Genomic DNA, 13,640 nt, shown 5'->3' with positions numbered 1-13,640 from the left:
AAGAATACTATGTTAAAAATTTTCTCTTTTTTGACCGCACTTCTTACTTTTTCAGTTTCAACTTTCGCTCAAGAAAATATAGAACCTGAGCAATTATTGGAAAAAATGATTGCAGCACAAAATACATTAAATTATGAAATTTATTTTGTGCAAGCCACGCCAACCAATATAGATTCACTTCGTTATCGTCATATTAATCAGGATGGCAAAAGTTACGCCCAACTTATTACCTTAGATGGTGTTCAACAAGAAATTATCCAACATGAAAATTTAGTGAGTTATTTTCCACCTAATTTCCAAGCATTCTCTTTAAAGAGCGGTCATATTATGGATAACTTACCTGTTGTAATGTGGAGTGATGTTAAGCAATTATCAGATTATTACGATATCGTAACCATTGGGCGTAATCGTGTGGCGGATCGCATTGTACAAACTTTACGTATTTTGCCTAAAGACGATTTTCGCTATCAATATTTAGTCTTTATCGATGAACAAAATCATTTGTTGCTACGCAGTGATATGTTGGATCGTGAAGGCAATTTATTAGAGCAGTTCCGAGTAGTTAATTTATATCTTGGTGATGAACTGATCGAATTAGGTAGCTATATAGATAATGTCATTTTTCCTCCGTTATTAAGTGAGCCGAAAACTCAACAACAAAATTGGAAACCGGAGTGGCTCCCAAAAGGGTTTAAGTTAATTAGCCAATCCATAACAATAGAAAAAGACAATAAACACCCTATTGAGAGCCAATTTTATAGTGACGGACTATTTTCTTTTGCACTCTATTTGTCTAACAGCATTGTTGATAATGACGGAGAAAGATTTTGGAAGCAAGGCTCCACCACTTTTTACAGCAACACTCTAGGTAACAAAGAATTAACCTTTGTCGGTCAACTTCCTCTCTTTTCCGCTAAACGTATTATTCAAGATATTCGAATTAAATAGGTTTTTTATGCTAACAGAAAGAGCGATAGTCATTGCCTATCATCAAGGAAAAGCAACAGTGAAATGTCAAAGCAAAAATGCTTGTAGCCAATGTACAGCAAAAAATACTTGCGGAACTTCCGCACTTTCTGAATTAACCGGCAAAAGTCCGGAGCATATCTTTATCGTTAATAGCCTGATACCCTTAAAAATAGGTCAAATTGTTGAGCTTGGTTTACAAGAAAGTTCTCTGATTTCTACCGCACTTTTATTGTATATTATTCCTTTAATGACCTTGCTCAGTGCAACACTCATTGCAAACCAAATTTTTAGCCAAGAATTGTGGGGTGCAATTTTTATCCTTTTTTGTACCGCACTTTCTTTTGTGCTTATCCATTCATACAGTAAAAAATGGCAACATAAAAAGGCTTTTCAACCCATTCTGTTACGCATTATTCAATAAAAGAGGAATTTATATGCAACCCATGCTAGGTATCACAGGTTATAGCGGTAGCGGAAAAACCACATTATTGGAAAAATTACTGCCTGAATTGCTCCGTTTAGGTTTGCGGGTTTCAGTCATCAAACATAGCCATCATAACGCACAAATCGACAAAGAGGGAAAAGACAGCTGGCGTATGAAAGAAGCCGGTGCGACACAAGTTATGTTGGCATGTGATAAGCGTTGGGCATTGATGACCGAAACGCCAAAATCGCTCACTTTAGATTATCTCGCTCAACAATTTTCACCCCAAATGACCGATTTAATTTTAGTGGAAGGTTTTAAACAAGAGCCTATTGTCAAAATTTTAGTACATCGTCAAGACATGACGAAACCTTGTCCGCCTTGTGATGAATATGTAATAGCGTTAGCAACGGACTATCCCGTACAAACTTCCGTTCCTTTACTGGATATTAACAACCCAACGCAAATTGCTACATTTATCTTGGCGTGGTATAAAACAACAACTTAACATTCTCTCCGCCTCAAAGTGCGGAGAGAATGTTACTTTTAGAATTTAACCCCAAGGGTTAAACGTATGGCATCATTATTGTAAGAGGTACTTTCGTAGATCGAGTTTCTAATCTCATAGTTATAGTTTTTACGAGTTACTTTTGATTTGGTATGATAATAGCCAATTTCTGCTAAGAAAGCTTTATATTCAATCCCCAATCCTAAACCTAAATAAAGACCATTTTTCACTTTCATCGGACGCAACCCGCTCTGAAACTCCGATAATTTAAAAACGTTTTCTTGCTCTAGATCTGTATAATACTTATATTGTGTATTGGAAATTTTATTGATTGAATAACCTAAATTTGCTTTGAAATACAGGTTTGTATTTCGACTTAGGGCATAATCTTGTTTTAGAATAAAATAAATTGGCAGGGAGGCATAACGAGGTATTTTATAGGTTTCGATTCCAGTATTATCTGAAATCGGTGCATACTCTCCTCCTCCATGAATTCCCCAGCTTGCAGAATGCTCAAAGCCTTTGCGTTTAATATAGCCTAATCCTAGACCGATTTCTGTTTGCGGTAAAATATTATAAGTGGTTTCAAAAAAGATGCTTGGCGAGAAAGTATTTTGTCTTGAGCTTGCTGAAATGGGAGGGTTACCATCATGGTTTGCAATTATTCTCATAGTTTCAAAACGAGAGGTTAAATCAATTCCCGCTTTGCCGTAAAAGTTAAAATTCCCCCCCCGCATGGGAAAGTGCGGGCAGCATTGCCAAAAGTACTAAAGATAATTTGTATTTCATAAAAACTCCTTATGTATCAAAGAAATAAATTTTTTAAATAGTTTAATTTTATCTTTTTAAACTGGCGGAGAATTATACGATACAATTTTGCAGAAAAAAATATGAATTTCACAATCTGAGTGAATGATTTCTCTCATTTACTCAATTTAAGCAGCTGATTATAATAGCTCCAATTTTAATTTGCTTAAGGAAGAGGAAATGCAATTTTCCAAAATGCATGGACTGGGGAATGATTTTGTTGTGGTAGATGCTGTCACTCAAAACGTTTATTTTCCCACTGAAGTCATAAAAAGATTGGCAGATCGCAATCGTGGGATTGGTTTTGATCAATTGCTAGTCGTTGAACCGCCTTATGATCCGGATTTGGATTTTCACTATCGTATTTTCAATGCGGACGGTAGTGAAGTTTCGCAATGTGGCAATGGTGCAAGATGCTTTGCTCGTTTTGTCGTGCTTAAAGGTTTAACCAATAAAAAAGAAATTGCTGTGAGTACTGCAAAAGGCAAAATGATGTTATGCGTTAAAGACGATGACATGGTATGTGTCAATATGGGTGAACCGATTTGGGAACCGAATAAAATCCCTTTTAACGCCAATAAATTTGAAAAAAATTATATTATTCGCACAGACATACAAACCTTGCTATGTGGTGTGGTGTCTATGGGCAATCCACATTGTGTAACACAAGTGGAAGATATTCAACACGCAAACATCGAAATATTAGGACCGCTCTTAGAAAGCCATGAACGCTTTCCTGAACGTGTAAATGCCGGTTTTATGCAAATTATCAACCGCAATCATATTAAACTGCGTGTGTATGAAAGAGGAGCAGGAGAAACACAAGCCTGTGGAAGTGGTGCGTGTGCAGCGGTTGCTGTCGGAATTATGCAAGGTGTGCTAGATAATAACGTACAAGTCGATTTGCCGGGAGGAAGGTTAATGATTGAATGGCAAGGAAAAGGACACCCACTTTATATGACCGGCGAGGCAACACATATTTATGACGGTGTTATCCGTTTATAATCAAACTCATCTGCACTTAGTGTAAATGCAAAGTGCAGATTTTCTATGGTTAAAATTTCAATATTTCTTTTGACTGTAATTCACTCAACACATCTTCCGCACTAATCAACGCCATACCCTGTTTCTGAATATAATGTTGATGTTTACCATACGTCCCGATCAACTTCGGATCTGTTGCTCCATATAAAGTAATATTGGGAACATCTAAAGCGGCTGTTAAATGTGCTAACCCTGTATCCACAGAAATCACCGCCTTTGCATACGCAATCTGTTGTGCCAGCTCGGTCAAAGAAAGTCTCGGTAAAACCACCGCACTTTGAATATCTTGTGCAATCCAATCAGCACGTAATTTTTCCTTCTCATTGCCCCAAGGTAAGCGAATTTGCAAACCTAGTGCGGTCAATTTTTGGGATAATTTTTTCCATTCAGCATTAATCCAATGCTTATCCGCTCTTGTAGTGCTATGGACAAAAACGACATAATGTTGTGCATTTTCAGTCGAATGCACAAAATGCTTCGCAATACCATAATCGCCTTTTTCGTGAGGCAATTCATAACCTAAACTTTGGGCAAATAATTGACGAATACGTTCAACAGCATGCTGTTGATAAGAAATAGTATATTTTTTGTCATAGAAAAATGAGGCGAAAGGCTCACGAATAGAATGACGATCATAACCATGTTTTACCCCTTTCGCTAAACTCGCTCCAAACAACGCACTTTTCACTAACCCTTGAGCATCAATTACCGCATCATATTGATTTTTTTGTAACAAAGTGCGGTAATTTTTCCATTCGTTTCTTGTTTGAGCGGAAAAAAGCTGTTTACGCCAACGTCGTATTGCTAGAGGAATAACATGATTAACGGCTGAATGCCAACGGGGAATTTCCGCAAAATTTTCTTCCACCACCCAATCCACTTGCAGATCAGCAATAGCATTTTGAGCATCAGTCAAGGCTGGCAAAGTATGAATTACATCGCCCATTGAGCTGGTTTTAATCAAACAAACTTTCATATTAATTTAAAAAATCCTGTAATTTTTCGATGACCATTTGCGGTGTAATGTCGATTAAACTTTGGTGATAACCCTCTGAGCTATCTTGACTTTTACGCACTTTAATCAAGCCTCCCTCAATTAGACGAATAATCACAGCATTGTCGGAAAGTGGCGGCGTGTATTCCGGACTTGTTGGTCCATAAACAGCAACCAAAGGTTTGTTAAGTGCGGCGGCAATATGCATTAAACCGCTATCATTACTCACTACTGCCACACAATCTGAAATCAAATCAACAGCTTGATTTAAGTCTGTTTCACCAGCAAGATTTACACAATAATGTTGTAATTTTTGAGGCAACGCTTGACTAATTTGCTCACCTACCTCTTTATCTTTCGCCGAACCGAATAAACGAACGGCATAGCCCTGTTCAATCAACTGTCGGGCTAAATCGGCATAATGGTAATGTGGCCAACGTTTTGCGGGGCCAAATTCCGCTCCCGGACAAAAGCCGATAACCGAACGGTTTTCACAAAGTGCGGTTTGTTTTGCAAAAGTTTCTAAAGTTTGTTCCAACGCTTGAGCATCAACTTGCAAATAAGGCTTAGGAATGGCTAAATGTTTTGCTATCGGTAAGACAGTTTTGTCATAACCTAATGCCACATAACGTTGCACCATCATTGGATAGTCATTTTTATTACTACGCCAATCATTTAACAAAAAATAACGACTTTCGCCTATCCAACCACGGCGTAACGGAATTTTTGCAAAAGCAGGAATAAAAGCCGATTTTAAAGAGTTTGGCAAAACAATCGCCATATCATATTGATTACGCAAAGATTTACCAATTCGATACCGCCCTTTTAAGTCAAAGGAACCATGCCCAATGGGCATAGTAATCGCATTGCGAACCTCAGGCATACGTGCAAGTAAAGGCTTACACCAATTCGGAGCCAATACATCAATCAGGCAATCGGGATATTGTTGTTTTAAGGTTTGATACAGACTATGGGACATAATCATATCACCCACCCAAGAAGGTCCAATTACGAGAATTTTCATAGGTTTTGACCAATAACAGTGAAGATTGCCGATATTATAAAGCAAAATAGTCTTTTTAGTTGCAGATTTAAAAGGAATACCGAATAAATGAACACCCAATTAAACCGCATTTTTAACGCTATTTTCCTCGCTAAATCAAGACTTGCGATTTAACCATTGCATATATTCCGCTACTCCCTCAGCAACCGACTTAAATTCTGCTTGATAACCGGCTGCACGTAATTTTGTTAAATTAGCTTGTGTATATTCTTGATAACGAGATTTTAAATGCTCAGGGAACGGAATAGTTTCAATTTCACCTTTACCATGATAATTCAGCACCGCTCTTGCTACTTGTTCAAAACTTTCCGCCCTACCTGTTCCACAATTATAAATGCCTGAAATACCATGTTGCCATGCCCACAAATTCACTTTTGCCACATCACCCACATAAACAAAATCACGCAAGAAATGTTCTGACCCTGCGAATAATTTTGGATTTTCTCCTTTCAACATTTGATTGTTTAAATGAAAAGCAACACTTGCCATTGAACCCTTATGTTGTTCACGAGGACCATATACATTGAAATATTTGAACCCACAAACAGGCGACTTAGCCTGTGGCAGAATTTGACGCACATATTCATCAAATAAAAATTTTGAATAACCATAAACATTTAATGGACCTTCAAATTGGCGTTCTTCAATAAAGTCTGTTTTATCGCCATAAGTCGCCGCACTTGAGGCATAAAAGAAAGGAATTTCACGCAATAGACAATAATGCAATAGTTCTTTTGAATATTCATAATTATTTTGCATTAAATATTTACCGTTCCATTCTGTTGTAGCAGAACAAGCGCCTTGATGGAAAATTGCATCAATATCTCCAAAATCATCACCAGCAATGATAGAGGCAATAAAATCTTCTTTATCACAATAATCCGCAATATCCAAATCGACCAAATTGACAAATTTTGTCCCATCAGTCAGGTTGTCCACTACCAAAATATCTCGACGTCCCATATCGTTTAATGCCGCAATGATATTACTTCCAATTAATCCGGCTCCACCTGTAACAATAATCATAATGTATTCCCTCTTATGTCAAAACTGTCATTATTTTAAAAGATTTTTACCTAAAAATCCTATTTCTCTTCGACTTCAGCTTGAACGGCAATTAATTTCTCAACGTTTATATCATTATGCAACAATTCAATCTCCGGCATTATCTTGTTCGCCTTAGCGGATAAATCCTTGAACCGCTCAACTTTTCCCACCAAACCTTGCTGTCCTACAAGTGCGGTAACGGTATTATTATAATGATTACTTACACCGGATAAACTGTTACCTAATTTATTTAAACGCTCTGCCACTACGCAAATTTGATTATAAATTTCACCTGCTTTTGCACTAATTTCTTTTGCCTCAAGATTACCACGCTCAATTCGCCATAAATTCGCTACTGTCCGCAAAATAGGCATTAATGTCGTGTGAGAAACTAAAATGACATTTTTTTCATATCCGTAATTAAATAAGTTACTGTCATGTTTCATCGCTTCAATATAAGCTGCTTCAACAGCAACAAACATCAATACAAAATTTGGACTACGCATACCAATCAAATTGCTATAATCTTTCCGAGATAAATCGTCAATATGATTTTTCAAGGCTTTAACATGTTCCTGTAAACCAAGTTTACGTTGATTTTCATCGTCAGAATTAACCGCACTTTCATAAGCTACCAAAGACATTTTACTGTCAATAATCAAATGCTTATTATCGGGTAAATGCAAAATAAAATCAGGATAATTATGTTTGCCCTGCTCATTTTTAAAATGTACTTGACTGCTGTAATGCTCATTTTCAATCAATCCGGCTAATTGCAATGTACGCTCTAACTGAACTTCTCCCCAATTCCCCAAGGTTTTCTTTTCGCCTTTCAAAGCAGAAGTTAAGTTATTCGCCTCTTTCGACATTGCCAACCCAATATCCAACACCTTTTTAATCTCACTTTCAAGGCTGGCATTGCCTTTCAATGACTCGGAATGAATTTCGTTCACCCGCTTTTGAAAACCATCAATTTGTTCACGAAAAGGTTTCAATAAACTGTCTAAAGTTTGTTGGTTAGTTTGATTAAATCGTTGACTTTTTTCTTCCAAGATCCGATTGGCAAGATTTTGAAATTCAACACTTAACAGTTGTTTAGCCTGAGAAAAATTTTCTTGTTGCTCGACAAAATTTTTTTCTTTTTCACTTAACGTGACTTTTAATTCTGTCAGTTCTTGTTGAAGTGCGGTATGTTTCTGATTTAAATCAGCCCAAGCACAATCTCTCTTTTCTTTTTCTGCACGACTTTGATTTAACTGCTGTTGAAAACTTTCCGCCTGTGTACTTACTACCCCCAAACGCTCTTTCAATCCTGTTACCAGCTGAGAAACTTGCTCACACCGTAATTGTTCTTTATCTAATTCTTTTTGCAAATAAAGGATTTTTTCATCACGTTCCGACAAACGAATTTGACCGGTTTCGACAAGTGTCTGTGCCTTTACAACTTGTTGCTCAAGCTGATTTTTTGCTTCGGTTACATCTTCATATTTATTCAGCAATTGATTGAAACTACTAATATTTTTATCTAACTCTTGTTGTAACACCTGCACATCTCTTTGCTTGCGTACAAGAATAAAAAATAAAATGAAACAAATACAAAGAAATACAAGCGCGGTAATAAAAGAAGGATTTTCAAATGATGGCATGACGTTTCCTTATGAAAAATAAAAGCACTCAACCTTTGCAAATAGCAATTTTTGAATGCTTATATATTGTTATCTTAATCTTGTGTTGCCTCGCCGCATAATTCCGCAAGTGCTTTCAAGCGAGGGGAGGATTTCGCCACAAACGGATTTTTCTCATCCCACGCATAACCGGCAAGAATAGACGAAAGCATTTGGCGAATTTCAGGTTGTGGATTACGGGCATAAATGACATCTTGGAAACTACGATCATACCAACCGTTCACATAAGTGCGGAACGCATTCACGCCAACCATTAACGGATCTGCAAATTCTTGTTGCCAATCCACAGCTTGTCCTTGAAGCCCACGAGCAATAAGACGACTTGCCAGTCGAGCGGAATGTAACGCAATAGTCACGCCAGATGAAAAAACCGGATCAAGAAATTCCGCAGCATTACCCAATAAAGCAAAATGTTTGCCATGCAACGTTTTCACATTAGCGGAATAACCTTGAATATGGCGATACGGAAATTCATTTTCCCAATTTGCCTTAGCAAGAATTTTACTCAGCATTGGACATTCAAGAGCAAATTTTTTCAACACAGTTTCGCTCTCACCCGCCAATATTTCCGGTAACCCAACTACACCGATTGAACAACGGTTATCCGCAAAGGGAATTAACCAAAGCCAAACATCACGATGTTCAGGATGTGTGGTAATGAGAATTTTATTACGATCAAAGATCGGATCATCAATGTTGTCATCAATATGGGTAAAATGTGCAATACGTATTGGCAAGTGCGATGGTGTTTCTAAATATAATAAGCGTGGCAAAACACGTCCGTAACCGCTGGCATCCAACACAAAACCTGCACTCAGCCGATATTCTTCCCCTTGCTCCGTTTTTACCGCAAGCTCTGCCTGATCGCCTTGGTTATCAAACGCCGATACTTCGTGCCCAAAACGAACTTCCACACCTTTTTTTGCCGTTTCATCAATTAAAATTTTATCAAAAATGCCTCGGCGAACTTGATAGGTTGTGCCAGGTCCAGCGGTAAATTTATCTGTAAAATCAAAATAGGTGTAACGATTTCCCCAAGTAAATGCCGCCCCATTTTTAAATTGAAAACTTTTCTCGGCATGTACCGCATCAACCAAGTCCGCCTCTTGCAAAATATCCATACAATAAGGTAACAAACTTTCACCAATGACAAAACGAGGAAAGTGCTGTTTTTCCAATACACAAACCTTTAAGCCTTGTTTATGCAATAATGATGCAGAAACAGAACCGGAAGGTCCTGCACCAATAATCACAACATCGAATTTTTCCATATTTCTTCTCCTCGTTTAAAGTCTATGTAATTTTTTGCTACAAACATCAAGAGCAATATTCCATCATCATAGATAGCAATATAGCTATTTGAAATAGATACAGACAGTTATTCTTGATATTAAGTGCTTTGCCTAATTGTAAAAAAGGTTTAAAACAGAATCTAATCCATTTTAAACCTTGTCTATGTAAAAAGAAACCAAACTTAATAACTCGTCAATAAATCGAACAACAATTACCAAGTTGATTTTAAAACAGAGCACGCTTTTTATGCCTTATATCCTCAATAACAAAATGTGGACATAAGGCACAATCGAATCAATTTACCATTGATACCCTATAGAAACAGAACCCGCCGCTTTGCCTCTAGAATTCCGATTTCCTTGCAGTTGTAGCATAATCTTACCATTATCACTCATGCGAGAATAGCCAATTGCCACTGCGTTTTCCCCGCCATAACCTGCTGCAGAAATGGCTAACATAGATTTACCCGGCATAGAGACCGATGCCAACCCTGCCGCCGCATTCGAACCGGCAATACCTGCTCGTAAAGTGCGGTCAGTATTATTCAATTGCGTACGCAACTCATTGTTTTTGGTATCCACATAGTTTTTATTGGTAATTGTCATACCTGAACTAAATTCATTCAGATCGGAAACCAATGCTTCACCTTTGTCGTTTATACTGATGATCGCTTTTTCACCGACTTTCAATGCACGAGACTTACCGTCTAAATTCAATCCTAACGCTCCATCTTTAAAGAACGCTAAACGGTTTTCGCTGAACAGGGCTTGTTCTTTTGTGGTGTCATTTTGAACCATCACTCCACGGGACAGCAATGTTGTTGATCTGCCTTGGTCGTCTTTTTTAGTTTCAACCGATGTGAGGTTCTTCAACTGGTCAGACAATTTGACTTCTAAGCCTTTACCGTCTTGTGCCATTTCCACTTTGATATTGCCGGCGGCGGTGTGGTCGCTATTAAATTTATCACCACTTGCATTTTCTTCACCTTTGATTGCTAAAGTTTCTGATAGATCTTTATGCAAGCGTTTACCATCATTGCCCTCAAAACTTAATCCTGCTTTAGCAAGTGCTTTCACATCTTTAATAGTAGCCACATTATCCTCAGCAATATTTGAATTGCCTGACAGTAAGTCTTTCACCTTATCCACGCCAAATTCTTTATTTCGCAAGGTTTCCTCGGCAGTAGCTAATGCTTGTTGTGCTGCATAGGCTTTTAACACGTTGTCTGCCAAAGCGACTTTCGCTTGTTTGAGAGCTTCGGAAGCCTCATTAGCTGTTTTTGTCGCCTCAGTCACCTTTTGATCATTTTGTGTAAGAGCCTCTTTTACCTTATCAAGTTCGGCTTGTGCGGTTGCTCTTCGTGGATCGCTCGCACCCAATCCCTTAAGTTGCTGTTCAATTTCCGCTTTTTGCATTAGCAACGCAGGACGTTCGCTGGCAACTTGCGAAAGTGCATTGGTTTTCTCTTCCAGTGCTTTCTGTTTCTCGCCTACTTGATCTTTAGCGGTTTGTAAGGCGGTATCGGTTTTTTCCAATTCCGCTTTTTTCTCCTCAATCGTTTTAGTGAGTGATTGCTTTTCGCTTTCTTCTATAGCCGAAATCCCCAAACCACTTGCCACATTATTTATCCCGATAGGTGCGGTAGTCGGTTCAGCACGAATAATGACTTTATCCGATTCCGGTGTAACTTCTTGTCCATCTTGAGCAATGTATTTCTTGCTGTCCACATCATACTTTGCCCCTTGTAAAAGCTCAGGATCATAAAACTTACCATCACGTCCTTTGACGACTTTGGTATACTCTTTGCCCTCTTGGATATAGAAGTCAAACGGTCGATTGCTGTCCAAATCGGACATTTTTTCATCCACATAGTTTTTATTCGCTGCACTTGAACCGTCAGCAGTGGCATCTAGGTCTTTCAAGCCCATGATTACGCCTGTACCGTTTTCGCCATCTTTGGCAAACGCAAGCGTCGCTCCCTTGCCATCTTGACCGTTTTCACCCTCAGCCACTTTCAAGCTCACGATTTCTTGACCGCTCTTGTCTTTAATAGCGACCTCACCGGCTTTCACCTCTGTCGTGTGCTTGCCATTGCTTAAAATATTCGCTTCTGCTGTTTGATTATTCACCAAAATGCTACCATCCTCTTTTTTAGCTATTGTACTGACACCTTCAGCCGTTTGGTTATTCACCAACACCGTGCCATCTTCAAGTTGAGCAGTAGTGGTCATACCCTCAGCATCTATAAAGACATCTTTACCGCTATTGTCCCCTGTGCCAGCGATAGAAATGGTGTCAATATTTCTAATATTTTTGGTCAGACCGATTTGCAGTTCACCCTCTTTGGCTCTTACCACAATGTTATCCGTCGCCGTTTCACCAACCGCACCTTCGCCTTTAATAGACAAGGTCTCACCCAGTTTTTTGTGGACTTCTTTGCCGTCATTGCCTTGGAATGTTAAACCTTTTTCCATCAGAGCTTTTGCCACGGTGGATAGGTCTTTCACGTTCACGGCGTTGTTGGCGATTTTATCTTTGTTCTTACCTTCATCAGGGTCGCCTGCAAGGACGTTGTCAATAATCTTATTAGGGTCACTATCACCACTTCCGCTAGCGTTATCTTGCAAACCTAAACCGCTGGCAAGTGCGGTGATTTTGTTGCTACCTAAATCTAAGCCATTTTTATTAAAGGTAAAGGTTGCTTTATCGTCCACTTTAACAGTGGCACTGTCTTTTGCTAAGGCAAGGCTTGAGCCGTCTTTCGCACTAGTTAGGGTCGCTTTGTCGGCTTCAAGTTTGAGTGAGCCTTTGTCTTTACCAGCGGTGATGGTGGCTTCATTGTTTTCCAACGCAACGTTTGAATTATCGCTAGCACTTTCTAAGGTTGCACTATTTTTAGTAAGTTTTAATGCTCCTTTGTCGTCTGCTTTGTTAATTTCAGATACGCCGCTCAGTGTGCTTCCTGTCAGGGTCACATCTTCTGGTGTCGCACCCGATGTGAACTTGATGGTATTGCTTTCCTTATCTAAAGCGATTTTCGCTTTATCGCCGTTGGAAATTGATTTGATATTTTTCAAATCTTCAGTCGTGCCAATGGTGACTACAGCTGTTGTCGTTGAGGTTGGCGTGCTTGAAGCGACCGCTGTACCTGCACTATCGCCATTTGTACCACCTGACGAACTACCCGCTACAGTTGGAGATGTACTACCTGCACCACCTGTCGCATCGCTTGCCGGAGCAGTTGGCGTTGTGCTTGCAGTTGCCGTATCAGTCGGTGTCGGAGCAGGAGCGGCTGGTGTTGCTCCCGCTTTTTTATCATCCGAGATCACTTGAATATTTTGACCGCCCACAAATTTCAAGGTATCGTCACGACCGATTTGGACTTTCTTACCACCATATTCCACATTAAACTTAAAGTCTTTTAATGCGGCGTCAAGATAGGATTTGCTAATCAGGTCGTTATTTTCAACACTGCTACCATTACCATATGTTTGATCTTGAGATAAGGTAACTTTGCTAAATTTCGGTGCGTCTTTAAAGCCGATTTCGATTTTAGCGTTGCCATTGCTACTGTCATAGGTATATCGAGTTGTTAAATTATCTCCTGTGTACTTAACAGCTGGTGTTTGAGAAATTATTCCTGTGCCAACAGTTACTGCTGGTTGTCCAGTCCCTGATGCCGGTGTGTCTGTCCATTTTACAATAGATATGGTTGAGCCTAGTTTTATGCTGGTATCATTGCTATTACCTGACGGAATATCAGCTTTATACTTATATCCTTTTTCAACTATTTCCTTAGAAATTTT

Annotated in this window: 11 protein-coding genes; 4 read left to right on the top strand and 7 right to left on the bottom strand. The window is 38.9% G+C overall.

Annotated features, from left to right (window positions below; translation table 11 throughout):
• The first annotated feature begins 9 nt into the window (after positions 1-9).
• From rseB to mobB, 3 genes are read left to right on the top strand one after another with little or no spacing between them, the layout of a single operon-like run.
• A complete protein-coding gene (rseB, locus tag HNR69_RS08785) occupies positions 10-948 on the top strand; it encodes a sigma-E factor regulatory protein RseB (RefSeq protein WP_075290462.1) in 939 nt (312 codons plus the stop codon).
• A gap of 7 nt (positions 949-955) precedes the next feature.
• Positions 956-1,390 (top strand): SoxR reducing system RseC family protein, encoded by a 435-nt coding sequence (locus tag HNR69_RS08780; protein ID WP_012341251.1) that lies wholly within the window; start codon positions 956-958, stop codon positions 1,388-1,390.
• A gap of 13 nt (positions 1,391-1,403) precedes the next feature.
• The gene (gene mobB, locus HNR69_RS08775) at positions 1,404-1,901 is read left to right on the top strand and encodes a molybdopterin-guanine dinucleotide biosynthesis protein B (RefSeq protein ID WP_075294263.1); all 498 of its coding nucleotides are present in this window, start codon (positions 1,404-1,406) and stop codon (positions 1,899-1,901) included.
• Between the two features lie 38 nt (positions 1,902-1,939).
• Here the strand turns inward: mobB and HNR69_RS08770 are convergent, their stop codons facing one another.
• Positions 1,940-2,638 (bottom strand): hypothetical protein, encoded by a 699-nt coding sequence (locus HNR69_RS08770; RefSeq protein ID WP_183405672.1) that lies wholly within the window; start codon positions 2,636-2,638, stop codon positions 1,940-1,942.
• Between the two features lie 250 nt (positions 2,639-2,888).
• Here HNR69_RS08770 and dapF point away from each other — a divergent pair, with 250 nt between their 5' ends.
• Positions 2,889-3,713, top strand: coding sequence for a diaminopimelate epimerase (dapF, locus tag HNR69_RS08765; protein WP_135026500.1), 825 nt, complete (start codon positions 2,889-2,891; stop codon positions 3,711-3,713).
• Positions 3,714-3,762: 49 nt separating this feature from the next.
• Here the strand turns inward: dapF and rfaC are convergent, their stop codons facing one another.
• The 6 genes from rfaC to HNR69_RS08735 all read right to left on the bottom strand — a co-directional run.
• Positions 3,763-4,728, bottom strand: a complete 966-nt coding sequence (rfaC, locus tag HNR69_RS08760; protein ID WP_135026502.1) for a lipopolysaccharide heptosyltransferase RfaC — start codon at positions 4,726-4,728, stop codon at positions 3,763-3,765.
• Between the two features lies 1 nt (position 4,729).
• Positions 4,730-5,770 (bottom strand): lipopolysaccharide heptosyltransferase II, encoded by a 1,041-nt coding sequence (gene waaF / locus HNR69_RS08755; RefSeq protein WP_135026504.1) that lies wholly within the window; start codon positions 5,768-5,770, stop codon positions 4,730-4,732.
• 135 nt (positions 5,771-5,905) lie between these two features.
• Positions 5,906-6,835, bottom strand: coding sequence for an ADP-glyceromanno-heptose 6-epimerase (gene rfaD, locus HNR69_RS08750; protein ID WP_132994902.1), 930 nt, complete (start codon positions 6,833-6,835; stop codon positions 5,906-5,908).
• 59 nt (positions 6,836-6,894) lie between these two features.
• Positions 6,895-8,502: a DNA recombination protein RmuC gene (locus HNR69_RS08745; protein WP_136122256.1), complete on the bottom strand. Its 1,608-nt coding sequence runs from the start codon at positions 8,500-8,502 to the stop codon at positions 6,895-6,897.
• 74 nt (positions 8,503-8,576) lie between these two features.
• Complete coding sequence (locus tag HNR69_RS08740) at positions 8,577-9,812, bottom strand: NAD(P)/FAD-dependent oxidoreductase (protein WP_183405671.1); 1,236 nt, start codon at positions 9,810-9,812, stop codon at positions 8,577-8,579.
• 321 nt (positions 9,813-10,133) lie between these two features.
• The coding region (locus HNR69_RS08735; RefSeq protein WP_183405670.1) for a YadA C-terminal domain-containing protein at positions 10,134-13,640 on the bottom strand (3,507 nt) is incomplete at its 5' end.

Source organism: Histophilus somni, assembly GCF_014202395.1.
Taxonomy (GTDB): domain Bacteria; phylum Pseudomonadota; class Gammaproteobacteria; order Enterobacterales; family Pasteurellaceae; genus Histophilus; species Histophilus somni.
Note: the sequence above shows the minus strand (reverse complement) of the source record. Positions and strands in the feature narration are given on the sequence as shown.